The sequence below is a fragment of the Streptomyces cyaneofuscatus genome (assembly GCF_042718795.1).
Lineage (GTDB): Bacteria > Actinomycetota > Actinomycetes > Streptomycetales > Streptomycetaceae > Streptomyces > Streptomyces cyaneofuscatus_A.
The window spans coordinates 1-22,515 of the sequence record NZ_JBHXOX010000043.1; the positions used below are offsets into that span (position 1 = coordinate 1).

At 72.5% G+C, this 22,515-nt stretch carries 22 protein-coding genes; 12 read left to right on the top strand and 10 right to left on the bottom strand.

Going from position 1 to position 22,515, the window contains the following annotated elements; all coding sequences use genetic code 11:
- The first annotated feature begins 237 nt into the window (after positions 1–237).
- Together ACFWRT_RS34635 and ACFWRT_RS34640 are read left to right on the top strand one after the other, a co-directional pair.
- Positions 238–1,365, top strand: coding sequence for an alpha/beta hydrolase (locus ACFWRT_RS34635; RefSeq protein ID WP_380954878.1), 1,128 nt, complete (start codon positions 238–240; stop codon positions 1,363–1,365).
- Positions 1,366–1,550: 185 nt separating this feature from the next.
- On the top strand, positions 1,551–2,885 hold the full coding sequence (locus ACFWRT_RS34640; RefSeq protein WP_380954948.1) for a hypothetical protein: 1,335 nt from the start codon (positions 1,551–1,553) through the stop codon (positions 2,883–2,885).
- Positions 2,886–2,909: 24 nt separating this feature from the next.
- Here ACFWRT_RS34640 and ACFWRT_RS34645 read toward each other — a convergent pair whose 3' ends face one another.
- Both ACFWRT_RS34645 and ypfJ read right to left on the bottom strand, forming a co-directional pair.
- Entirely contained in the window at positions 2,910–3,323 is a 414-nt protein-coding gene (locus tag ACFWRT_RS34645; protein WP_380954880.1) for a VOC family protein, read from the bottom strand.
- Positions 3,324–3,438: 115 nt separating this feature from the next.
- Positions 3,439–4,329 carry a KPN_02809 family neutral zinc metallopeptidase gene (gene ypfJ, locus ACFWRT_RS34650; protein WP_380954881.1) on the bottom strand — a complete coding sequence of 297 codons (891 nt, stop codon included), beginning with the start codon at positions 4,327–4,329 and terminating at the stop codon, positions 3,439–3,441.
- 202 nt (positions 4,330–4,531) lie between these two features.
- Here ypfJ and ACFWRT_RS34655 point away from each other — a divergent pair, with 202 nt between their 5' ends.
- The 3 genes from ACFWRT_RS34655 to ACFWRT_RS34665 all read left to right on the top strand — a co-directional run bounded on the left by ACFWRT_RS34655 (position 4,532) and on the right by ACFWRT_RS34665 (position 7,615).
- The gene (locus ACFWRT_RS34655; protein ID WP_380954882.1) at positions 4,532–6,130 is read left to right on the top strand and encodes an ABC-F family ATP-binding cassette domain-containing protein; all 1,599 of its coding nucleotides are present in this window, start codon (positions 4,532–4,534) and stop codon (positions 6,128–6,130) included.
- A 342-nt stretch (positions 6,131–6,472) separates the two neighbouring features.
- Positions 6,473–6,694, top strand: a complete 222-nt coding sequence (locus ACFWRT_RS34660; RefSeq protein WP_006123601.1) for a helix-turn-helix domain-containing protein — start codon at positions 6,473–6,475, stop codon at positions 6,692–6,694.
- A 129-nt stretch (positions 6,695–6,823) separates the two neighbouring features.
- Positions 6,824–7,615: an enoyl-CoA hydratase/isomerase family protein gene (locus ACFWRT_RS34665; RefSeq protein ID WP_380954883.1), complete on the top strand. Its 792-nt coding sequence runs from the start codon at positions 6,824–6,826 to the stop codon at positions 7,613–7,615.
- 23 nt (positions 7,616–7,638) lie between these two features.
- Here the strand turns inward: ACFWRT_RS34665 and ACFWRT_RS34670 are convergent, their stop codons facing one another.
- Positions 7,639–8,538 (bottom strand): hypothetical protein, encoded by a 900-nt coding sequence (locus tag ACFWRT_RS34670; protein WP_380954884.1) that lies wholly within the window; start codon positions 8,536–8,538, stop codon positions 7,639–7,641.
- Positions 8,539–8,633: 95 nt separating this feature from the next.
- Here ACFWRT_RS34670 and ACFWRT_RS34675 point away from each other — a divergent pair, with 95 nt between their 5' ends.
- Genes ACFWRT_RS34675 through amaP form a run of 5 tightly spaced genes read left to right on the top strand, consistent with a single transcriptional unit; the run spans position 8,634 to position 10,972 of the window.
- Positions 8,634–9,110: an Asp23/Gls24 family envelope stress response protein gene (locus ACFWRT_RS34675; RefSeq protein WP_380954886.1), complete on the top strand. Its 477-nt coding sequence runs from the start codon at positions 8,634–8,636 to the stop codon at positions 9,108–9,110.
- Positions 9,111–9,166: 56 nt separating this feature from the next.
- Entirely contained in the window at positions 9,167–9,358 is a 192-nt protein-coding gene (locus ACFWRT_RS34680) for a hypothetical protein (protein WP_012381448.1), read from the top strand.
- Positions 9,355–9,702, top strand: a complete 348-nt coding sequence (locus ACFWRT_RS34685; protein WP_380954887.1) for an Asp23/Gls24 family envelope stress response protein — start codon at positions 9,355–9,357, stop codon at positions 9,700–9,702. Before ACFWRT_RS34680 ends, ACFWRT_RS34685 begins: the two co-directional genes overlap by 4 nt.
- Positions 9,699–10,388, top strand: a complete 690-nt coding sequence (locus ACFWRT_RS34690) for a DUF6286 domain-containing protein (RefSeq protein WP_380954889.1) — start codon at positions 9,699–9,701, stop codon at positions 10,386–10,388. The genes ACFWRT_RS34685 and ACFWRT_RS34690 overlap by 4 nt, the downstream gene beginning before the upstream one ends.
- 5 nt (positions 10,389–10,393) lie before the next feature.
- Positions 10,394–10,972: an alkaline shock response membrane anchor protein AmaP gene (gene amaP, locus ACFWRT_RS34695; protein ID WP_381121409.1), complete on the top strand. Its 579-nt coding sequence runs from the start codon at positions 10,394–10,396 to the stop codon at positions 10,970–10,972.
- A gap of 76 nt (positions 10,973–11,048) precedes the next feature.
- On the opposite strand, the gene ACFWRT_RS34700 is transcribed toward amaP, so the two are convergent.
- The 6 genes from ACFWRT_RS34700 to ACFWRT_RS34725 form a co-directional block, all read right to left on the bottom strand.
- On the bottom strand, positions 11,049–11,804 hold the full coding sequence (locus ACFWRT_RS34700; RefSeq protein WP_380954892.1) for an SDR family oxidoreductase: 756 nt from the start codon (positions 11,802–11,804) through the stop codon (positions 11,049–11,051).
- A gap of 4 nt (positions 11,805–11,808) precedes the next feature.
- Entirely contained in the window at positions 11,809–13,602 is a 1,794-nt protein-coding gene (locus ACFWRT_RS34705; RefSeq protein ID WP_380954894.1) for a glycoside hydrolase family 15 protein, read from the bottom strand.
- A 59-nt stretch (positions 13,603–13,661) separates the two neighbouring features.
- Positions 13,662–14,468 carry an SURF1 family cytochrome oxidase biogenesis protein gene (locus tag ACFWRT_RS34710; RefSeq protein ID WP_380954895.1) on the bottom strand — a complete coding sequence of 269 codons (807 nt, stop codon included), beginning with the start codon at positions 14,466–14,468 and terminating at the stop codon, positions 13,662–13,664.
- Between the two features lie 78 nt (positions 14,469–14,546).
- Positions 14,547–14,780 (bottom strand): hypothetical protein, encoded by a 234-nt coding sequence (locus tag ACFWRT_RS34715; protein WP_380954896.1) that lies wholly within the window; start codon positions 14,778–14,780, stop codon positions 14,547–14,549.
- Between the two features lie 63 nt (positions 14,781–14,843).
- Positions 14,844–15,854, bottom strand: coding sequence for a DEDDh family exonuclease (locus tag ACFWRT_RS34720; protein WP_380954898.1), 1,011 nt, complete (start codon positions 15,852–15,854; stop codon positions 14,844–14,846).
- A gap of 54 nt (positions 15,855–15,908) precedes the next feature.
- On the bottom strand, positions 15,909–18,998 hold the full coding sequence (locus tag ACFWRT_RS34725) for an NACHT domain-containing protein (RefSeq protein ID WP_380954899.1): 3,090 nt from the start codon (positions 18,996–18,998) through the stop codon (positions 15,909–15,911).
- Between the two features lie 149 nt (positions 18,999–19,147).
- On the opposite strand from ACFWRT_RS34725, the gene ACFWRT_RS34730 reads away from it, so the two are divergent.
- Together ACFWRT_RS34730 and ACFWRT_RS34735 are read left to right on the top strand one after the other, a co-directional pair.
- The gene (locus ACFWRT_RS34730) at positions 19,148–20,062 is read left to right on the top strand and encodes a sterol desaturase family protein (RefSeq protein ID WP_380954900.1); all 915 of its coding nucleotides are present in this window, start codon (positions 19,148–19,150) and stop codon (positions 20,060–20,062) included.
- Entirely contained in the window at positions 20,059–20,742 is a 684-nt protein-coding gene (locus ACFWRT_RS34735; RefSeq protein ID WP_380954901.1) for a lysoplasmalogenase, read from the top strand. Before ACFWRT_RS34730 ends, ACFWRT_RS34735 begins: the two co-directional genes overlap by 4 nt.
- A gap of 108 nt (positions 20,743–20,850) precedes the next feature.
- On the opposite strand, the gene ACFWRT_RS34740 is transcribed toward ACFWRT_RS34735, so the two are convergent.
- Positions 20,851–22,389: a S8 family peptidase gene (locus tag ACFWRT_RS34740; protein ID WP_380954903.1), complete on the bottom strand. Its 1,539-nt coding sequence runs from the start codon at positions 22,387–22,389 to the stop codon at positions 20,851–20,853.
- Between the last annotated feature and the right edge of the window lie 126 nt (positions 22,390–22,515).

Sequence of the window (22,515 nt, forward strand, 5' to 3'; positions counted from 1 at the left end):
GTTTTAATGTTACGGCGACCAGCGATATCTACACCCTACCTTTCGTCGGAAGCATCTGATGTGTTTTAGTGACAGCGCCCGCGCCGCCCGCCCGCACCGCCCGCCCGCGCTGCCCGTCCGCGCTGCCCGCCCGCACCGCCCGCCCGCCTACGCCGCCCGTCCGCGCCGCCCGTCCGCGACACACCGGACGGCCCCCGCCCACTGGCACCGCGCCGCCCCTCCCACGACACTGAAGCGGTGCGCCCGGCAACTGCGACGGCAACGGCCGTCACCACGATCCTCGGCGCCGGTGCGGCAGCGGTCGCGGCCGGCCGGTACGCCAGCGACGCCGCCCTCAAGGCGGCGCCCGGCCGACCCCTGCCCACCGACCGCAGACTCACCGTGCACGCCACGGGGATCCGACAGGTCACCCTGACCCGCTCCCTCACGGCGCTGCGCCCCGGTACGTACGGGATCGAGGGCCCCGGCGTCCACGCCGTGGTCGGCCCCGTCGTCGAGGGCGCCGAGTCCACCGCCGACACCGTCGTCCGCACCCTGGAGCGGGTCACCCACGGCATCCTGGAGCCGGGCGACAAGGTCCGCCTCACCCCCGAGGTGTACCGGGGAGACCCGGGCGCCGCCCTCGGCCTGGAGTACCGGGAGGTCGAGATCCCCGGCGAACTCGGCGGACTGCCCGCCTGGTGGGTCCCCGGCGACCGCGACACCTGGGTCATCACCGCGCACGGCCTCGGCACCACCCGCGCGCACCCCATGAACCTGATGGGCTTCCTGAGCGAACAGCACCTCCCCGTGCTGGACCTCGCCTTCCGGGGCGACGCCGGAGCCCCGCGCCCCGCCGACGGCCTCGGCCACCTCGGCGCCTCCGAGTGGCGCGACCTGGACGCCGCGATGCGCTTCGCCGTCCGCTACGGCGCCCGCAACGTGATCCTGTACGGCTGGTCCACCGGCGCCTCCATGGCCCTGCACGCCGCCGTCAACTCCCCGCTGCGCGAGCGCGTCGGCGGCCTCGTCCTGGACTCCCCGGTCCTGGACTGGCCGACCACCCTGCGCGCCCTGGCCGCCGCCCGGGGCGTCCCCGCCGCCCTGCTGCCGCTGGCCGTCCGCGCCGCCCAGGGCCGGACCGGCATGACCTCGGCCCCGCTCCTGGACGCCTCCCTGGCCGACGCGCTGCCCGCCCCCACGCTGATCGTGCACGGCCCGGACGACACGATCGCCCCCTGGGGCCCGTCGCGGGTGCTCGCCGCCCGCCGTCCGGACCTGGTCAGCCTCCACTCCGTACCGCAGGCTCCGCATGCGTCGATGTGGAACGCGGATCCCGGCCGCTACGAGGAGACGCTCCGGCGCTTCCTCACGCCCCTGATGTGAGGTGATGCGGGGATCGGTCCCTTTGGTCACCGCACCACCGGTAACCGGGCGGGGACCGGGGAAACGCCTTCCGTTTGGGCTTTCCGGCCGTCAGAGGCAAGACTGCTCCTGTGACGTCCCGTACCCCGCGCGACTCCAGGCTGCGACTTGTCCGCCCGCGACCCCTCGCCACCGCCCGCAGGGCGGTGTCCACCCGGCGCACCAGGCCGGCTCCACGGCCCCCCGAGGGCACCCCGCCCCGCACCGAACTGGCCCGCCAGGCCAGGGCGGTCCTCGCCGACGCCGTACGCATCGCCCACTGGGCCGCCGGCGCCGCCGCCCCCGGCAGCGCCGCACCCCTCGCCACCCAGGCCCTCGAACGGGCCGCGACGGCCCTGGAACTCTCCCCGGCACAGGTCCGTGCGGGCTGGGACCGGGCCCGGCTGGCCGGCCTGATCGAGCTGCACGGCGACACCGCCCGCCCCGGCTGGCGGCTGCGCGCCTGGGACCGGGACGACTCCGCCGTACTGCGCGGCTGGGTCGCGCTCTTCGACGCCTGGTCGCTCGTCCACGCCGCACCCGAGGGCATCGAGGCCGGAGCGGTCGCCGAAGCCGTCGAGGCCGTGCCCCAGGTGCTCTCCCTCCTCCAGCTCTCCGCGGGCCCCGTCGCCGTACCCGCCCTCCTGGACCTCCTCGCCCAGCGCATCGCCGAGCTCCAGGAGGAGCGCTGCGAAGTGCCGTACGGGGCCGGCCGCCCGGCCGCCGAGAGCGCTCCCACCACCACCGCCCGCCCCGCGCCCGCCCCGCACCGCAGCGCCGACCTCGACGCCCTGCTGCTCGACTGGGCCCTGGAGGGCCTCGCCGCCGTCGGCGCCCTCACCCTCGGCAAAGGCCACGCCACCCTCACCCCGCTCGGCAACTGGGCGGTCTGGGTCAAGCTGGAACAGATCTGCGTCGCCGCCCAGAGCCCGGCCGGGAACATCGAGCAGTCCGCCGCCGACATGCTCCTCGGCTGCGCCCGGCTCAGCCCCGGCCCGGCCCGCGCCGAATACCGGGCCTGGCTCGCCGCCCGTACGGTCGGCAGTGCCGTCGCCGAACTGCTCGCCGTCGCCCGGGGCCAGGACGCGCTGCTGCGGGGCCTGGCCTTCGAGGCGCTCCGCGTCGTCGGCGCCCCCGCCGAGCCCGAGGTCCGCGCCGTGGTCGCCCACCCGTCGCTGCGGCCCTACGCGCTGCTCTGGCTCGCCGAGTACGAGGGGGCCGACCCGGACGACGCGCAGGAGATCCTCAGCCGTGAGGAGGCCACCTGGCTCTGGGTCGACACCGCGGCCGCCGTCGCCGACCACGGCGAGACCGGCCTGCTGGTGCGCCACCTCGACTCCGCCGTCCAGGGCACGGTCCCGGCCCTCCTCGACGAGGTCAGAGCCGTCGGCCACCCGCGCACGGTCCAGGTCCTGGTCGCCCTCGCCGCCGCCCACCCGGACCCGGCCCTGGCCAAGGCGGTCCGCCGCGCCGCCTTCCAGGTCCACACCGGCGGAGCCTGAGCCCCACGCCGCCGGGGCCGCCGCTCAGCCGGCGGACCCCGGCGCGTACGTCCCGAAGCTCCACACGTTGCCCTCCGCGTCCCGCGCCATGTAGTCCCGCGAGCCGTAGTCCTGGTCCGTGGGCTCCATCAGGATCTCCACCCCGAAATCCCGGGCCCGGGCGAAGTGCTCGTCCACCTCGTCCACCACCACGTACACACCCGCCGGGCCCGCCCCCGCCATCGCCCGGGCGAACGCGCCGTCCCCGCCCTTGGAGCCGAGCATCACCCTGCCGTTGCCGCAGGACAGCTCGGCGTGCACCACGCTGCCGTTCTCGCCCTCGTAGACCGCCTCCTCGGTGAAGCCGAGGCCCTCCGTCAGCGTCCTGATCGCGGCCTTCGCGTCGTCGTAGAGGACCGTCGGGTAGATCGTCGGGACACCCTTCGTCACACCTGCCATCGCACTCACCTCTCCCGATCCCGGTACCGTCTGATGTGATCTGCGTCTCAGTCTTCCACCCGCCACTGACCACGCCCTCCCGAAAGGGTTTCGCGCCGGTCAGCAGGCGTGCGGCTCAGGCGAAGGTGTCGCACCGCCCCATGTCGCCGCTGCTGAATCCGGTGGAGAACCACTGCTGACGCTGCGCGGACGAGCCGTGCGTCCAGGACTCCGGGGTCACCCGACCCTGGAACCGCTCCTGGATCCGGTCGTCCCCGACCGCCGCCGCCGCGTCCAGACCGTCCCGGATGTCCGCCCGGGTCAGCTCCGTGACCAGCGGCCGGCCCGTCGACTCGTCCGGCGTCGTCGTCGCGTGGTGCGCCCAGACCCCGGCGTAGCAGTCGGCCTGCAGCTCCACCCTCACCGCGTTGCTGTCCGCCCCCTGCCGCCCGTCCTGCGACCGGCTCAGCGTGCCCGTCTGGTTCTGCACGTGGTGGCCGTACTCGTGCGCGATCACATACGCCTGGGCGAACGGCCCGCCGCTGGAGCCGAACTTCGTCCGCAGCTCGTCGAAGAAGCCCAGGTCCAGATAGACCTTCCGGTCACCGGGGCAGTAGAACGGCCCCACCGCCGAGGTCGCCGCCCCGCAGGCCGTACCGACCCGCTCGCTGAACAGGACCGTCGGGGCTGCCCCGTAACTCCCGCGCCGCCGCTCGAACTCCTGGCGCCAGAAGTCCTGCACGCTGTTGACCACCGCCACCGCCCGGCAGTCGTCGCGGCTGTTGGCGTCCTGGCCCTTCAGGCAGCTCTCCTGCACCTGCGCCGCCGACGAGGAGACCGGCCCGGGCTCGGTGTCGCCGGACGAGAGGCCGAGCTGATCGGGGCCGACGCCGAACAGCAGCCCGAGGATCAGGGCGATCACCCCGACGATGCCGCCGCCCACGGTGGCCCGCCCGCCCGGGATCCGGCTGCCGCGCACATCCTGGACCTCGGATGTGTCCAGATCAGCGTCGTCGTCGAACTGCACGGGCGCACCTCCGTCGGTTCGGGCTGGGGCCGGGGTGGCACCCTGCGCCGAGTATCGGACGGTTACCCCCGGCGGGCACGCGGAAAAGCAGTTGCACACCGCCAGTAGAATGGGGCCTATGGCCATTCTCCTTGCGCATTAGCGGCGTCGAGAGACCTCCGCCCTCGTCCCTCCGCCGTCCATCCTGCCCTGGAGTTTTTCCGTGATCACCGCCTCCGGCGTCGAGCTGCGCGCCGGCGCCCGCATCCTCATCGAGTCCGCCTCCTTCCGTATCGCCAAGGGCGACCGCATCGGCCTGGTCGGCCGCAACGGCGCGGGCAAGACCACCCTCACCAAGTGCCTCGCGGGCGAGGGCACCCCCGCGGGCGGCACCATCACCCGCTCCGGCGAGGTCGGCTACCTCCCGCAGGACCCGCGCACCGGCGACCTGGAGATCCTCGCCCGCGACCGCATCCTCTCCGCCCGCGGCCTCGACGAGATCCTGCGCAGGATGCGCGAGAACGAGGAGCGGATGGCGAACGGCAAGGGCGCCACCCGTGAGAAGGCGATGAAGAAGTACGAGCGCCTGGAGACGGAGTTCCTCACCAAGGGCGGGTACGCCGCCGAGGCCGAGGCCGCCACGATCGCCGCCGCGCTCAGCCTGCCCGACCGGGTGCTCGGCCAGCCCCTGCACACGCTTTCCGGTGGTCAGCGCCGCCGCGTCGAGCTGGCCCGGATCCTCTTCTCGGACGCCGACACCCTGCTCCTCGACGAGCCCACCAACCACCTCGACGCGGACTCGATCGTCTGGCTGCGCGACTACCTGAAGAACTACCGCGGCGGCTTCGTCGTGATCTCCCACGACGTCGAGCTCGTCGAGACCGTGGTCAACAAGGTCTTCTACCTGGACGCCAACCGCTCGCAGATCGACGTCTACAACATGGGCTGGAAGCTCTACCAGCAGCAGCGCGAGGCCGACGAGAAGCGCCGCAAGCGTGAGCGCCAGAACGCCGAGAAGAAGGCCGCGACCCTCAACGCGCAGGCCGACAAGATGCGCGCGAAGGCCACCAAGACCGTCGCCGCCCAGAACATGGCCAAGCGCGCCGACCGCCTCCTCTCGGGCCTGGAGGCCGTACGGGTCTCCGACAAGGTCGCCAAGCTGCGCTTCCCCGACCCCTCGCCCTGCGGCAAGACCCCGCTGATGGCGGAGGGCCTCTCCAAGTCGTACGGGTCGCTGGAGATCTTCACCGACGTCGACCTGGCCATCGACAAGGGTTCCCGCGTCGTCATCCTCGGCCTCAACGGCGCCGGCAAGACCACGCTGCTGCGCCTGCTCGGCGGCGCCGAGAAGCCCGACACCGGCCAGATCATCGAGGGCCACGGCCTCAAGCTCGGCTACTACGCCCAGGAGCACGAGACCCTCGACCCGGACCGCACGGTCCTGGAGAACATGCGCTCCGCCGCGCCCGACCTCGACCTCGTCGCGGTCCGCAAGACGCTCGGCTCGTTCCTCTTCTCCGGCGACGACGTCGACAAGCCGGCCGGGGTGCTCTCCGGTGGCGAGAAGACCCGGCTGGCGCTGGCGACCCTGGTCGTCTCCTCCGCCAACGTGCTCCTGCTCGACGAGCCGACGAACAACCTCGACCCGGCCAGCCGCGAGGAGATCCTCGGCGCGCTGCGCACCTACAAGGGCGCCGTCGTCCTCGTCACCCACGACGAGGGCGCCGTCGAGGCGCTCCAGCCGGAGCGGATCATCCTGCTCCCGGACGGCGTCGAGGACCTCTGGGGTGCCGACTACCGGGACCTCGTCGCCCTCGCCTGATCCTCTCCTCAGGGGGCCCCGGCCCCCTCCGGATAGATCATTCGGCCTACGCGTGATCCACCATCTGCGTGAGGACGTCTCGTACCCCGGTGGTGCGCCCGGAGCTCACCCGCCGCGCGGCCCTTTCCGGGCCGTTGCTCCCCGTACGGCTCTGACCTGCCGGTTCTATCGTCGGCAGGGCCCGTATGCCCCCATGGCCCGCCGGAATACGGGATTCCGATCGTGTCAGGGCGCTCTCCGGTCCGGAATCCGGTCGCACCGACCTTGCCGAATGGGTGGCCAGGAAGCGCGGGAGGGGTGATCATGAGAGTCCAGAGCGCACTTCCCATAGAGGAGGCACGGGTGGCCGAGACTCTGAAGAAGGGCAGCCGGGTGACCGGCGCCGCGCGTGACAAGCTCGCGGCAGACCTGAAGAAGAAGTACGACTCCGGTGCGAGCATCAGGGCGCTGGCCGAGGAAACCGGCCGCTCCTACGGGTTCGTCCACCGGATGCTCAGTGAGTCCGGAGTGACGCTGCGGGGACGCGGCGGAGCCACACGAGGCAAGAAGGCCGCTTCGGCCTGAGTGCCCCGGAGGTGTGAGGGCTCATCGGATTTCGGGGTGGCCACCCGGCTGACCGTGAGGTCGTCCGGGTGGTTACTGTTCAGTCACTTATTTTCTGTGTGCTGACTGCACCCGATCCGGAGGCGCCCCATGACCTCGCTCGACCCTGTGCTCGACAAGGACGGCGTACGGCTCACCGTCGAAGACGCGGTCGCCACGGTGACGCTCACCAACCCGGCCAAGCGCAACGCCCAGTCTCCCGCTCTGTGGCGGGCGTTGACCGAGGCCGGACGGGTGCTGCCCGGCGATGTCCGCGTCGTCGTGCTCCGCGGCGAGGGCAAGTCCTTCTCCGCGGGCCTCGACCGGCAGGCGTTCACCCCTGAGGGGTTCGACGGGGAGCCGTCCTTCCTCGACATGGCGCGTGGCCCGGAGGCCGAGCTCGACGCGACCATCGCCGAGTACCAGGAGGCGTTCACCTGGTGGCGCCGCAACGACCTCGTGTCGATCGCGACGGTCCAGGGCCATGCCATCGGCGCCGGCTTCCAGCTCGCCCTCGCCTGCGATCTGCGGATCGTCGCCGAGGACGTGCAGTTCGCCATGCGCGAGACCAGCCTCGGCCTTGTCCCCGACCTCACGGGCACCCACCCCCTGGTGAACCTCGTGGGGTACGCCCGCGCGCTCGAGATCTGCGCCACCGGGCGGTTCGTCCACGCCGAGGAGGCCGAGCGCACCGGCCTCGCCAACCTCGTGGTCCCCGCCGACCAGCTCGACGCGGCGGCCCGCGACCTGGCCGCCGCGCTGATCTCCGCCCCGCGCGACGCGGTCGTGGAGACCAAGGCCCTGCTGTCCGGCGCCCTCTCGCGGACGTACGAGGAGCAGCGCACCGCCGAGCGCGCCGCCCAGGGCCGCAGGCTGCGCGACCTCGCGGGCATCACCGACTAGCGGGTCCCACCGACCGGCGGGTCTCACCGACCGGCGGGTCTGGCCGGACGCGCCTCGACCACGTCGGTGACCAGCACCGACACCGGCAGCCGGTCCGCCGTGGCCGCCGACACCGCCGTGCGCACCGACCGGGCCACATCGAGGGCCCGGTGGTCCCCGGCCGTCGCCACCTCGACCCGGATGTGGTCCTGGGCGGTGTGCACCGCGCCGCCCAGGACCCGGGTCAGCGAGACGACACCGGGGACCGCCGCGGCCGCCTCTCCCACAGGTCCGTCGGCCTTCGCGACCGGGGCCGGGGCCGACGGGGAGGGTGCGTCGGCCGGGTCCGTCACCTGATCGGGCGCAGCGTCGTCGAGCAATGCCGTCACCCGCAGGTCCACCTCCGCGATCTCCAGGCCGAGCCGGGCGGCGGCCGCCGTGACGAGCGCCGCGCGCAGGGCGGCCGCCGAGTCGGGCAGCGGGCGGTCCCCGGCCGCCCGGAACTCCGCCTCGATCCTCAGCGGCCCGGGCGGCAGCCCGCTCGGCGGCGCCGGAGGCAGGGCGAGGCCGGCCTCCACCGCGACGCGTGCACCCACCGGACCCCCCGCCCCTACCGGACCTCCCGCACCCACCGGACCGCCCGACCCCACCGGCCCCCCAGCCCCCACCGGACCGCCCGCACCCGCCGGGCCTCCCGCTCCCACCGGACGACCCGCCTCCGCCCCCGTATCCACACCGGTGGCCTCCCGGGCCGGCCCGATCCTCAGCGTCCCCAGCACCGCGCCCTCCACGGCCGCCTCGCGCAACACCGAGGCCGCCGCCGTCTCCGCGATCCAGGCGCCGTCCACCGCGCCACCCAGCGGGAGCAGTCTGCCGAGGCCCAGGCGTTGCCGTACCGCGGCTGTCCATCCGTCGGCCCTCTGCGGGCTCCGCTCCGTCGTCATCGCCCCAGCCTGCCGTATCCACGGCGCGGGACCGGGCAAGCGCACTTAACGTGGGCGAAGGAAGTCCCCACCCCGCCCCGAAGGGAAGAGCGGCGATGACTGAGACACCCCAGCGCAACAGTCCCGACAGCGGTTCGGGCAAGTCCCCCCTGAGCAAGCGCGGCGGAGGCGACCCCGGCACCCGCGGCCGCACCACCATCGCCGACGGCGTCGTCGAGAAGATCGCCGGAATGGCCGCACGCGATGTGGTCGGCGTCCACGCCATGGGCAGCGGGCTGTCCCGGACCTTCGGCGCGGTCCGCGACCGGGTCCCCGGCGGCGGCAAGTCCGTCACCCGCGGGGTGAAGGCCGAGGTCGGCGAGTCCCAGGCCGCCCTCGACCTGGAGATCGTCGTCGACTACGGCGTGGCCATCTCCGACGTGGCCCGCGATGTGCGCCAGAACGTCGTCGCGGCGGTGGAGCGCATGACCGGCCTCGAAGTCGTCGAGGTCAACATCGCGGTCAGCGACGTCAAGCTGCCCGACGAGGACGACGACGATGACGACGGCGAGTCGCAGCAGCGCGTCCAGTAGGTTCCGGGTTCCCCGCCGAACGACAGTCGGCGCCGCAACGCAGTTGAGGAGAGACGATGAGCATGGCTGTGGCCGGTCTTCTGGCCGGCATGGCGCTGGGATTCGCCGGGTATTTCGGCGGGTTCGGAGCCTTCGTACTGGTGGCCGCGCTGGGCGCGGTCGGCTTCATCGCCGGCCGCTTCCTGGACGGTGACCTGGAACCCGGCGACTTCTTCCGGAGTCGCGAGCGCGGCGACCGGCGACGGTGACGGCGGTGACCGGGCGGGTCGCCGCCGCCGAGCGGGGTGAGACCCGCATCGCCGACCGGGTCGTCGCCAAGATCGCCGCCCAGGCGGCGAAGGAAGCCGTCGACGATCCGCCCCCGGACGGGGCCTCCCCGCGCGCCACGGTCACCGTGCACAGCGACGCCGCCCGCGTCCGGGTCAGCCTGGAGCTCGGCTACCCCAGTGACATCGGCCGCCAGTGCGGTGCCGTACGGAGCAGGGTCGCCCAGCGGGTCAAGGCGCTGGCGGGCATGGAGGTGCCCGAAGTGTCCGTCCAGGTCGAGCGGCTGCACCCGGCCACGAGCGGAGCACAGGGGAGGATCCGATGACCGAACCCGGAGACCACGGCGACCCCGCCGGCTCCACCCGGCGGATGCCCACGGTGGACCAGGACGGCGGCGGCACGCAGCCGCCCGACCCCGCCCCGCCCACCGACCACGACCGGGTCCCCACCCTGGAGCAGGGCGGCGGCCGGGCCGGACGCTTCTGGTCCGCGCGCCGGATCCCGGCCGCCCTGCTGGCCCTGGTGCTCCTGGGCGCGGCCGGACTGCTGCTCTACGACATCGCCGCTGTACGCGCCGGGCACCCGGCCATGCAGTGGCGCCGCTCGCTGGCCGACGGCCTCGCGGAGCGTCAGCTCGACGATGTCGCGGTGCTCATCGGAGCCGGGGTCGCGGCGGCCATCGGCCTCTGGCTGCTCCTGCTCGCCCTCACCCCCGGGCTGCGCGATCTGCTGCCGATGCGCCGCGACCGCGCCTCCGTACGCGCCGGACTCGACCGCACCGCCGCCGCACTCGTCCTGCGGGACCGGGCCGTGCGGGTGCCCGGGGTGCAGTCCGTCCGGGTCCGGATGGGACGGCGCAAGGCGAAGGTGCGCGCCCTCTCGCACTTCCGGGAACTCGACGACGTACGCGGCGACCTGAACACCACGCTGACCACGGCCGTCCGGGAACTGGGCCTGGCCAAGCCGCCCGGTCTCTCCGTCCAGGTGCACCGACCGGCGAAGAAGGGATGAGCGGCATGCGCTCCACCGTCAACCGGGTCCTGCTGGCCCTCGCCGGGCTCGTCCTGATCGTCGTCGGCGGAGGGGTGCTCGCCGTCGGCCTCGGCGCCTCCGTGCCCGCCTGGTGGCCCTGGGACGGCAAGAACGACGTGCTGCTCAGCGCCGCCGACCGGGGCCGCTGGCGCGACGTGGGCTGGTGGTGGCCGACCGTGATCGCGATCCTCGCCGTCCTGGTCGTCCTCGCCCTGTGGTGGCTCCTGGCCCAGCTCCGGCGCGGCCGCCTCTCCGACGTGCTGGTCGACAGCGGCGACGGCGAGGGCGCACAGGTGCGGGGCAAGGCGCTGGAGGGCGTGCTCGCCGACGAGGCGGGGGAGGTGGACGGAGTGGCCCGCGCCCAGGTGGCCCTGACCGGCCGCCGGACCGCCCCGCAGGCCCGCATCCGGCTCCTGATGGAGCCGCACGCCGCCCCCGAGCAGGCGCTGAACGCGGTGGCCGACGGAGCGCTGGCCCACGCCCGCGCGTCGGCGGGACTGGACGAGCTCCCGGCCGAGGTACGGCTGCGGGCCGTCAAGCACCGCGCGGAGCGGGTGTCCTGACGGCCCGTGGGCGGGTACGGGACGGAGAGCAGCGGTTCGGAGCGGCCCGTGGGCGTACGGGACAGAGACCAGCGGTTCAGAACCCGCGCCGTGACCCGCCGTCGACCGGCACCATGATCCCCGTCAGATACGAGGCGGCGGGGGAGAGCAGGAAGGCCGCGGTCCTCCCGAACTCCTCCGGCGTCCCGTAGCGCCGCAGCGGGATGCGCGCCTCGTTGGCCGCACGGGCCGCCTCGGCGTCCCCGGACAGCGCGTCCAGCTCGCGGACCCGGTCGGTGTCGATCCGGGCGGGCAGCACCCCGACGACCCGGATGCCGCGCGGCCCCAGCTCGTCGGCGAGCGACTTGGCGAAACCGGCGAGACCGGGGCGCAGCCCGTTGGAGATGGTCAGTCCGCCGATCGGCTCGTGCACCGATCCGGAGAGTACGAAGCCGATGACACCGCCCTCGCCCAGCGCGGCGGCGGCCGTCCGGGCGAGCCGGACCGCTCCGAGGAACACCGTCTCGAACGCCGTCTGCCACTGGTCGTCGGTGTTGTCTGCGACGAAGCCGGGCGCGGGCCCGCCGACGCTGATGAGCACCCCGTCGAGCCGCCCGAACCGCTCCCGGGCCGTGTCCACCAGCCGCTGGGCGGCGCTCGGGTCGGCGTTGTCCGCGGCGAGCCCCACGGCGTCCGGTCCCAGCTCGGCGGCGGCCTCCTCGGCGCCCTTCTCGTCCCGTCCGGTGATGATCACCTTCGCGCCGTCGGCGGCCAGGGCGCGCGCCGTGGCGTTGCCGAGGCCCCGGGTCGCGCCGGTGACGATGTACACGCGGTCCTTCAGTCCAAGATCCATGGCCCTATCCTGCCGGGTCGTCCCCCGCGAGGTCGACAGCGGAGTTCACCAGTCCGATATGGCTGAACGCCTGGGGGAAGTTGCCGAGCTGCCGCCCGGCCGCGACGTCGTACTCCTCGGCCAGCAGCCCCACATCGCTGCGGAGCTCCAGCAGATGCTCGAACAGCTCCCGCGCCTCATCGGGCCTGCCGATCCGCTGCAAGGCGTCCACCAGCCAGAACGAGCAGGCGAGGAACGCCCCCTCGTCGCCGGGCAGTCCGTCGACGGAGACGCCCTCGGTGCTGTAGCGGCGGACCAGCCCGTCGCTGCCCAACTCGTCGCGGACCGCGTCGACCGTGCCGATCACCCGGGGGTCGTCGGGCGGCAGGAACCCGGTCCGCACGATGAGCAGCGTCGCCGCGTCCAGCTCTTTGGACCCGTAGGACTGGGTGAAGGTGTTCCGTACGGGGTCGTACCCCTTCTCGCACACCTCGGCGTGCACGGCGTCCCGCATCGCCCGCCAGCGGTCCGCGTCACCGGGCAGCTCGGGGTTCTCCTCCAGCGAGCGCACCGCCCGGTCGGCGGCGACCCAGGCCATCACCTTGGAGTGCACGAAGTGGCGCCGCGCGCCGCGGATCTCCCACAGCCCCTCGTCCGGCTCCCGCCACGACGACTCCAGGAAGCCGAGCAGGCTGAGCTGGAGGTTCCAGGCGTGCGGCTTGTCGTCCAGACCGGCGACCCTGGCGAGCCGGAGCGCGTCGATGACCTCCCCGTACACATCGAGCTGACGCTGGCGGACGGCCGCGTTGCCGGTGCGCACCGGGCGGGAGTTCTCGTACCCGGCGAGCCAGGGCAGCTCCATCTCGGGGAGCCGGCGCTCGCCCGCGAGCCCGTACATGATCTGGAGGTCCGCCGGATCCCCGGCGACGGCCCGCAGCAGCCAGTCGCGCCAGGCCGCCGCCTCCTCCAGATAGCCGGCCGAGACCATCGCGCCGAGGGTGAGCGTGGCGTCCCGTAGCCAGCAGAAGCGGTAGTCCCAGTTCCGTACGCCCCCGATCTCCTCCGGCAACGAGGTGGTCGGGGCCGCCACGATTCCGCCCGTCGGGGCGTACGTCAGAGCCTTCAGGACGATCAGCGAACGGAGCACGGCCTCGCGGTACGGCCCCTCGTACGTACACCGCTCCGTCCACTTCGCCCAGTCGTGCAGCGTGTGCTTCAGCGCCTTGTGCGGGTCGATCAGCTTCGGGCGCGGCGAGTGCGAGGGGTGCCAGGTGAGGACGAACGCCACGCTCTCGCCCTCGGAGACGGTGAACGAGGAGCAGGTGCTGAACTGCTGGCCCCACGTCTTGACCGGCGGGTCGCTGCGCAGCCAGACGGAGTCGGGGCCCGCGACCGCGACCCGGTGGCCGTGCGACCGGCGCACCCACGGCACCACGGACCCGAAGTCGAACCGCAGTCGCAGCACGGAGCTCATGTCGACGGTCCCGCTGACGCCCTCGACGATCCGCATCACATCGGGCGACTCGTCGCGCTGCGGCATGAAGTCGATGACCTTGACCGTGCCGGTCCGGGTCTCCCAGTACGTCTCCAGGACCAGCGAATCACCCGCATAGCCGCGCCGGGTACAGGTGTCCGACGGGTCCGTGGCCGCAGGCGCGATACGCCAGTGGCCGTTCTCCTCATTGCCCAGCAGGGCGGCGAAGCAGGCGCCGGAGTCGAAGCGGGGCAGGCAGAGCCAGTCGATCGAACCGTTCCTGCCGACGAGCGCGGCGGTCTGGAGATCGCCGATCAGGGCGTAGTCCTCGATGCGTGGGGTCACGCTCTGGCGTGTTCCCGAACAGGACCCTCGTCAACCAGCCCTTCGGTGTGCCGGAGCTCTCAGGCGCTCGCGGGGGCGGGCTGCTCGGTGTCCTCCGCGACCGGCTCACCCTTCGCGGCGGCCTCCTCGCGGTCCCGCTTCTCCCGCCGTACGAGGATGATCCAGCCGACCGGGACGGCGGCGACGAACAGCCACCACTGGACGGCGTACGCCATGTGCGCGCCGATCGAACTGTCGTCGGGCGAAGGGATCTGCTCGGGTAGCCCGCCCGCGGTCTGCGGGGCGGTCTGCTCGATGTACCCGCCGAGGACCTCGCGGGAGAGCAGATGCGCCTGCTGCTCGCTGTTGATCAGCATCACCTGCCGGTCCGGCAGCCCCGCCAGGTCCTTGATGCCGCTGCTGCCGGTCGTCTCGTCCGCCTTGAGCCGCCCGGTGACGGTCACTTCGCCGCGGGGGGCGGGCGGCACGTCCGGGTACGACGTCTGGTTCGGCGCGGCGGGCACCCAGCCCCGGTTGACCAGGACGGTGCCCCCGTCCCGCAGGTCCAGCGGGGTCAGCACATGCACGCCGATCTTGTCGTCCTCCGACGTACGCCGGCGCACGACCACCTCGTGCTCGCTGTCGAACGTGCCGGTCGCGGTCACCGCCCGCCAGTAGTCGGCGCGCGGGACGGTGTGCCCGGGGGAAGTGAGATCGGTGACCGGGAGCGGATCGGCCTTCAGGTTCCGCGAGATCAGCTCGTTCTGCGCGACCCGGTGCTGATGGCGGTGGAACTGCCAGAAACCCAGCTCGACCATCGTCGGCATCAGGACGAGAGCGAGGAGGGTGAGGAGAACCCACTGCCGGGTCAACAGGAAGCGGTACACCCCATGACCGTACAACCGGGGTCATGGGGTGCGGCACTCAGGGGTGGCGCCGGGACTGCCCGGCCATGGTCGCTCTCGTCATACTTTGTCCACGATGCCCACCTTTCCCTCGGCGCGGGCGCAGTGGGCACCGCAGTACCAGTGCCCGTCCACCTCGACGCCCTGCCCGATCACCTGGACCCGGCAGTGCTCGCAGATCGGCGCCATGCGGTGGATGGCGCAGGAGAAGCAGTCGAAGACGTGCACCGCACCTTGTGCGTGCACCTCGAAGGACATGCCGTAGTCGTTTCCGCAAACCTCACAACGTGCCATGCGCCACAGGGTGGGACGCCCGGCGGCGGCGGGCGAGCGGACGCCGGGCGAGTCGCGCCGGGTTCACTCCGGCGGCGGGGTCGCCTGTCGCGGCAGCACAGCCCCGTCGGCGGGCGCCACATCGCGCAGCAGATGGGTGAAGGCGCTCTCCTCCAGGATCGGCGTGCCGAACGACTTCGCCTTCTGCGTCTTGGACGTCGCCGCGTCCGGGTCGTTGGTCACCAGCAGACTGGTCAGCCGCGACACACTGGTCGCCACATGCAGCCCCGCCTCCACGGCCCGGTCCTCCAGCAGCTCCCGGTCGACCGAGGTGTCCCCGGAGAACGCCACCCGCATCCCCTGCTTGAGCGGCTTCTCCTTCTCGTACCGCCCCGGATTGGGATACGGGCAGGCCGGCCGCTTCCGCGAGGGCCGCCAGCTGTTCGGCTGCCGCGCGGGCTGATACCCGACGCGCGGGGCGACGGGGGAGTCCGACCACTCGGTCAGCGGCCGGCACTCCAGCAGCGGCAGCCGCACCCCGCCCCGGGCCGCCGCGTGCAGACTCGGCCGGAACGCCTCGGCCAGCACCCGGGCGTCGTCCAGGGCGTGGTGGGCGTGCTGCTGTACGACGCCGAAGTGCGCGGCGAGCGAGGCCAGCTTGTGGTTGGGCAGCGGCAGCCGCAGCTCCTTGGCGAGCGCGATCGTGCAGAGCCGCTGCTCGACCGGGGCGACCACCGAGGCCCGTGCGTACTCCCGGGCGATCATCGACCAGTCGAACGCCGCGTTGTGCGCGACGAGCACCCGGTCCGCGAGCCGCGCCGACAGCTCCTCGGCCACCTCGGGAAAGAGCGGCGCGCCTTCCAGCACGTCGCTCGTCAGCCCGTGGATCCAGACGGGACCGGGGTCCCGCTCCGGATTCACCAGCGTGTACCAGTGGTCCTCGACATTGCCCAGGGCGTCCAGCCGGTAGACGGCGGCGGACACTATCCGGTCGTCGCGGGCGAGGCCGGTGGTCTCCACGTCGACGACCGCGTACCCCTGGGGGTAGGCGGTCGGCCACGGTGCGGCTGTCTGGCGGTCGTCGAGCATGGTCACAGAGAATACGGGCCGGGACTGACAGGGCCCTATTCGGTGGTTCCTGGGGGTGGGTCAGGGGAGGCGGACGATGCGCTCGGGCGGGAAGAGTTCGGTGCCGGTTGCGTGGGTGTGGTGAGCCAGGTGGATGGTGAGGTTCTCGCAGGCGCGGAGGGGGGTGAGGTCGAACAGGAGCGGGCCGTAAAGGTCGAGTGTTTCGAGCGATGGGAGCACGGTGAGTGGTGCGAGGTCGGGGACTGTGTCGCTCGGGAACAGGAGGAGCTCCCGCAGCGAGGCCAGGGGCTCTGTCAGGTGCAGATCGAGGTCGGACAGGTGGACGAGGCGCAGACTCTCCAAACCGTGCAGAGCCGGCATGCGGCTGAGCTGTCGCAGATGTGTCGGGCCGTACAGGGTCAGCAACCGCAGGCTCGCCCAGAGCTCCAGGCCCTCCAGGTTCACGTGCCGGGTCTGCTGCATGAGGTCGAGTCCGGTCACCTGGTCGCACACGGGGAGTTCGCCGATGCTCTCCAGGAGGAAGGGGTGGCCGAGTGTCAGGTAGCGGAGATCCGGCATGCCCGTGAGAGGCAACGGGTCGAGCGACGGGTGGAGTTCGACCAGGGAGAGCCATTCCACTCCAGGCCGCGCGAGCGGCTCGAAGCTCCGGATCTGCGGGCAGTTGCTCAGGCCGATCTCGCGTAGCTGCGGCATCGCCGCGAGCGGGGCCACGTCGGCGATCTGCTTGTTGCCGTAGATGAACAGCCGCTTCACCTGCGGCCGGGAGGTCACCGGAGACAGATCCTGGTGGTCGCCCGTCAGGTGCACGTTGAACAGACGCGGGATGCGGCCCAGCGCGGAGAGTTGAGCATCGGTCTTGACCATCACGGGTTTGTCGTCCCAGGTGCGGGCAGCCATGATCTCCCGCGCGAAGACCTCCGCGTCGAACCGCTCCCAGGCCGAGGACAGCGCATTCGCGACCCAGCCCCGCTCGTCGTCCCTGAAGTGCTTCACGAGCTCGTACGCCGCCTCGTTGCCGACCGCCGCAGCGGTCCGCACCACCGCGGCCGCTTCCGTCTCCGTCAGCACGTCCACCATCGACGACAGCAGCTCCAGCGCCAGATCACCCACCTTGGCCAGCTCGCGAACACTCTCCTCGCCGTCCGGCGGCAGCAGCCCCGTCGTCCGCGCTTCCACTCCTGCCCGTACCCCCGCGTCCAGCTCCGGCGCATGGGCCAGACTCCCCGCCGCCAGCAGAACCAACCGGTGTTCCCACTCCGGCTCCGCGCCCGCCCGCTCCAGCAAGGACGTCAGCAGCGCGGCCCGCTCGTCCGGGCGCGCGTGCCCCACCGCCATCTGCACCACGTCGTCCCACTGGTCCTCGTGCGCATGGCGGACCAGGACGCCGAAGTCCCGGGCCTCCACCGCGGCCTTGGCGCCCAGGTAGTCCTGGAAGGTGCGGTGCACGAAACCCACCGAACCCGGGGCCGGTTCACGGAGGAGGCCGCTGCGGTTGAGGAGATGGGCGAAGACTTGCACGGGCGTGCCCCGGACCTGGGACATGGCCCGCAGCCAGTCCGCGATCATGGCCACCGCCTCGTCCTGCCGGGCCTCGGCCAGGCCGTTGCGGATCAGCCAGTACGCGAGGCGCTGGAGCAGGGCCGTCTGCTCCTCGCGGGTCAGGTCGACGCCCTCCACGCCCACGATCTCGCGCTCGGTGTCCCGCCGGACCAGCAGCATGTCCAGCGCCGCGTCGTACAGCTCCTTGCGGGCCCGGGGCAACTGCATCCGTCGGTCCCGGTTCAGTGCGCAGAGCAGGGCGCACATCAGCGGGTTCGTCGCGAGAAGCCCCAGGTCCCGGCGGGTCCCGACGGCCCGGCGCAGGGCGTGCTCGTACCGGTCTAGCTCGGCCCGCTCCTCCTCGGACCGGCACTCCGAGCGTGCCGCCCGGTGCCAGTGGCCGATGAACGCGCGTACGTCCTCCTGGCGCATCGGCAGCAGGGTGTGCGGCTCGAAGCCGGAAGCGGAGAGCCAGGTCTCGGGCACGGCCGACGGCCGCGTCGTCACGACGTACTTGGCCCGGGGGTAGGCGACGATCAGGTCCTTCAGCCAGCGCTCCGTGCGCTTGCGCAGCCGCTCCGGCACCTCGTCGACCCCGTCGACCAGCACCACCGCCCGGCCCTTCTGCATCAGCCGGTCCGCCCAGCCGGCCAGGGCCGAGCCGTGCAGCGGGACACCCGCCGCGCGCAGGAACTCCTCCGGGGCGGGCAGGACCTCCAGGGTCGTGAAGGCGCGCAGACGAAGAACGAAGGGGACGCAGCGGTTCCAGTCGGCCAGCTCGCTCCCGAACGACTGCCGGGCCGCGTTCAGCGCCAGCCACTGCACCAGCGTGCTCTTGCCGGAGCCGGCCGGTCCGCGCAGCAGCAGCCGGCCCCGCTCGGCGAGAGCCTGTTCGATCCTGACCGTGGTCCGCATCGGATGATCCAGACCGTGCCGGTCCGCGGTCCCGTACTCGCCGCTGACCTCAAGACCGATGTACGCCGTCTCCAGCGGCCACCCGCCCGCCGACCGCCCCAGCGTCAACCCGAACAGCTCCACCCGGCTGTTGGCCGCCGCCACGAACTCCGCGTACCGCCCCTCGAACTCCAGGTCCGCCGCGTCCGGGCGCGGGCCGACCCGGTCCCGTACCTCCGCCACCAGCTTCCGCGTCCACCCCGCCGCCCGGACCTGTTCCACCGCCGCCCGCGCCGCGAACGACGGGTGGGCGGTGAGCTGGTCCACCAGATGCGCGCAGCAGCGGCCGAGGAGGTCTTCGTACAGGTCGCAGGCGCGTGCCGAGAGGCCGGGGGCCGGGGCCGACAGTTCGGCCCGCAGCCGCTCCGGGTCCAGCTCCGACGCGAACAGCCGGTCGGCCGTCAGGTCACCCGCCGCGAACGTGTCCTGTACGGAGTCGAGTGCGGCCAGCCGCTCATGCTCGGGGAGGTCCGCGTACGCCTCGGACATGCGCCCCGCCAGCACCTTCGCCAGCCGGTCCGGCTTCGCGGGGCGGGGGAGCGGGCGGACCGGGTCCGGGACCAGGCCCGCGCCAGGTCTGGGGGTCAGTAACGTCTTGGTGGCCGCCCCGAGCACCGTGGTGGCCAGCCGAATCAGGGCAACTTCCGTACCGGACACGTGCGTTCCTCCCCCTCGGCGATACGCAGTCCGCAAATCCTACGGCCGGTCCCTTGGCAGAAGGTGCCAAAGACTGCTGACACCAGATCTCGCATACTTGTGGGTAACACCATCTAGCCCTCACCGACGGGCGGCCCTACGGTGCTCGCATGGAGCCGAACCTGCCCGATGTCGTGCTGTGGTCAATACCGGCCTTCGTGCTGCTCACCGTGATCGAGATGGTGAGCTACCGCTTTCATCCGGACGAGGACGCGGCCGGTTACGACACCAAGGACGCCGCCACCAGCGTCACCATGGGGCTCGGCAGCCTCGGGTTCGACCTGCTGTGGAAGATCCCCATTCTCGCCGTCTACATGGGCGTCTACGAACTGACGCCGCTGCGGGTGCCCGTCGTGTGGTGGACCGTCCTGCTGATGCTCCTGGTCCAGGACTTCTTCTACTACTGGTCCCACCGCGGCCACCACGTCATCCGGATCCTGTGGGCCTGCCATGTGGTCCACCACTCCAGCCGCAAGTTCAACCTCACCACCGCACTGCGCCAGCCGTGGACCTCCGCGACCTCGTGGCCCTTCTACCTCCCGCTGATCGCCTGCGGTGTCCACCCGGCGGCGCTCGCGTTCTGCCAGTCGGCCAACCTCGTCTACCAGTTCTGGGTGCACACCGAGCGCGTCGGCAAGCTCCCGCGCCCCTTCGAGTACGTCCTCAACACGCCCTCCCACCACCGCGTCCACCACGCCTCGCAGGGCAGCTACCTGGACCGCAACTACGGCGGCATCCTGATCATTTGGGACCGGATGTTCGGCTCCTTCGCGGCCGAGACCGAGCGGCCCGTCTACGGGCTCACCAAGAACATCGCCACCAACAACCCGCTGCGCGTGGCCACCCATGAGTACGCCGCCATCGCCCGGGACGTCCGGGCGGCGCAGAGCTGGAGCGAGCGGGCAGGGCGGGTCTTCCGGGGGCCGGGCTGGCAGCCCGCTCCGAAGCCCGCTGCCGTAACGGTCGATCCACCCGCGCCCGCCCCCGTGCCCGCGCAGGTCGCCGCCCCGGAACCCACCCGATGAGCGCCACCGCGTCCCGCCCCGCCCGGCCGGAGACGGCAGGGCGGGCCGGGCGGTTCGCCCGGCCCCTCCTCATCGCCTTTCTCCTCGCCGCCGTCGTCGACCTCGCCGGGCTCCTCGCCGGTCTCGACACCGTCCACCTGGTCGCCAAGCCGCTGCTGATGCCGCTGCTCGCCGCGTACGCCGCCGTCCGGGGCGGGCCCCGGCTGCTCATCGCGGCCCTGCTGTTCGGGTGGGGCGGGGACGTGTTCCTGCTCGCCGACAACGACCTGGCGTTCCTCCTCGGGATGGGCTCCTTCGCCGTCGGCCATGTCTGCTACCTGACACTGTTCGGGCGGGGACGGGCCCGGACCCGAGCGTCCCTGGCCGCAGGGATCGCGTACGCCGTCGTCCTCGCCGTCTTCCTCGTCCTGATCTGGTCCGACCTCCCGGCCGACCTGCGCGTACCGGTGGCCGGGTACAGCCTGCTGCTCACCGCCATGGCGTGGCGGGCCGGCGTCCTCGGCCGGTACGCGGCGGCCGGCGGGGCGCTCTTCCTGCTCTCCGACGCCCTCATCGCCACCGGTATCGCCGAGTGGCCCCGGCTGCCCGCCCCCGACTTCTGGGTGATGCTCACCTACATCGCCGCGCAGCTCCTGCTGGCCCTCGGGGTGCTGAGGGCGGGGCGGGCCGACCGCCCGTAGGAGCCAGGAGTACGGAGTACGGAGACAGGAGTACGGAGACAGAGGTACGAGTAGGGGCCCGGGGGAGATCCCCCGGGCCCCTACTCATCTCATCGCTCCGTCATCCGCCTACCAGCGGACCGCGTCCAGCGCGTCCACCACTCCGGCCCCGTAGAAGCCGTTGTAGTTCTTGCCGCCCTCGCAGACCGCGTCGATGACCCCGTCACCGTTGTAGTCGTACGGTTCGCCGCACGCCTTCGCGTCCGCCTGGAGGCCCAACAGCACCTTCACCGCGGCCGGTGAGGCGTAGGGGTGGCGGGACTTGATCAGGGCCACGACGCCCGCGACGTGCGGGGACGCCATCGACGTACCGGCCTTGTAGCCGAACCTGCCGCCGGGCAGCGTCGAGAGGATCAGCCCGTTGACGGCCGGCGGCTCGGGGGTCTGGTAGATCGTCGAGTCACCGCCGGGGGCGGCGACGTCGATGACGCCCTTGCCGTAGTTCGAGTACGAGGACTTCAGACCCTTGGCGCCCGTCGCGGAGACGGTCACGACGCCCGGGAGCATGGTCGGGACGTCGGGGCAGACCTGCGGGTCGATCGTCCGGGTGACCGGCTCGGTGTCGTTCGGGCTGGTCCGGTCCTCGATGGTGTCGGAGGACAGGTCGTGGCGGGCGTTGCCCGCGGCGGCGACATTGACCGTGCCCTTGCGCTCGGCGTACTTGGCGGCGCGGGTCAGCGACTCGACCAGGGCGCCCTGGTCCGGGTCGTTCTTGCAGGCGAAGAGCCACGGGTCGGTGTAGTAGCTGTTGTTCGTCACGTCGACGCCGTGCTCGGCCGCCCAGAGGAAGCCGCAGACGACGGCCTCGGTGTAGAAGAACCCGTCCGGGGTGGAGACCTTGATGCCGGAGACCTTCACGCCCGGGGCCACCCCCGTCACGCCGAAGCCGTTCTTCGCCGCGGCGATGGTGCCCGCCACGTGCGTGCCGTGGTCGCTCTCGCCCGCCGCCGGCCGCCAGGAGCCGTCGGTGGTGTCCGGGGCGCCCGTGACGCAGTTGACGGAGGCGGCGCGGTCGAAGTTGGGCGCCAGGTCCGGGTGGGTGTCGTCCACGCCCGTGTCGATGACGGCGACCGTCACCTTCTTCGAGCCGAGCGACTTCTGGTGCGCCTTGTCCGCCTTGATCGCGGGCAGCGACCACTGCAGCGGCTCCAGCGGGTCCTCCTCCGCCGTCGCCTGTGCGGCCGCGGCCGCCGCCTGGGCCTCGGTCAGCGGCTGCGCTATGGCGCCGACGTCCTTGGTTGCCTGGGGCACGATCGGGTTGGTCCGGGTCGCGCCCGCCGACTGCACGCCCCGTACGCGGCGGATCGTTTCGCCGAAGGCCGGGTTCTGCGAGTGGGCGACGACGACGCCGATCTGCTCATAGGCGATGACGACCGTGCCGCCGGCCTGCGTGATGGCCTTCTTCACCTGCGCCACGGCGGTGCGGCCGCTGCCGGTGTTGACGACGTAACTCAGCTTCGGCCCGTCGGTCCGCGGGGTCGCGGTGGCCGGTGCGCCGATGGGCGCCGCCGTGGCCGACGCCGCCGGCAGGAAGCCGAGCGAGGCGACGAGCGCGAGTCCGACGGGCAGCGCGAGCGCGCGGGTCCGTCTCGATGCCAGATGAGCCATGGGTTCTCCACATCATCCGTGCCGGTCGACCGGACACCTGGCGTGTTCGGTCGCGTACATGACGAGTGAAGCTATCGCTGATCTTCCCGGCACATCAACGATTTGGGGCAAGTGAGTTCGAAGAGT

Coding starts and splice junctions, on each gene's coding strand:
- ACFWRT_RS34665 (WP_380954883.1), top strand. CDS start 6,824: ATGACCTCGCTCGACCCTGTGCTCGACAAGGACGGCGTACGGCTCACC.
- ACFWRT_RS34735 (WP_380954901.1), top strand. CDS start 20,059: ATGAGCGCCACCGCGTCCCGCCCCGCCCGGCCGGAGACGGCAGGGCGG.
- ACFWRT_RS34715 (WP_380954896.1), bottom strand. CDS start 14,780: ATGGCACGTTGTGAGGTTTGCGGAAACGACTACGGCATGTCCTTCGAG.
- amaP (WP_381121409.1), top strand. CDS start 10,394: ATGCGCTCCACCGTCAACCGGGTCCTGCTGGCCCTCGCCGGGCTCGTC.
- ACFWRT_RS34670 (WP_380954884.1), bottom strand. CDS start 8,538: ATGACGACGGAGCGGAGCCCGCAGAGGGCCGACGGATGGACAGCCGCG.
- ACFWRT_RS34675 (WP_380954886.1), top strand. CDS start 8,634: ATGACTGAGACACCCCAGCGCAACAGTCCCGACAGCGGTTCGGGCAAG.
- ACFWRT_RS34730 (WP_380954900.1), top strand. CDS start 19,148: ATGGAGCCGAACCTGCCCGATGTCGTGCTGTGGTCAATACCGGCCTTC.
- ACFWRT_RS34690 (WP_380954889.1), top strand. CDS start 9,699: ATGACCGAACCCGGAGACCACGGCGACCCCGCCGGCTCCACCCGGCGG.
- ACFWRT_RS34680 (WP_012381448.1), top strand. CDS start 9,167: ATGAGCATGGCTGTGGCCGGTCTTCTGGCCGGCATGGCGCTGGGATTC.
- ACFWRT_RS34645 (WP_380954880.1), bottom strand. CDS start 3,323: ATGGCAGGTGTGACGAAGGGTGTCCCGACGATCTACCCGACGGTCCTC.
- ACFWRT_RS34740 (WP_380954903.1), bottom strand. CDS start 22,389: ATGGCTCATCTGGCATCGAGACGGACCCGCGCGCTCGCGCTGCCCGTC.
- ACFWRT_RS34700 (WP_380954892.1), bottom strand. CDS start 11,804: ATGGATCTTGGACTGAAGGACCGCGTGTACATCGTCACCGGCGCGACC.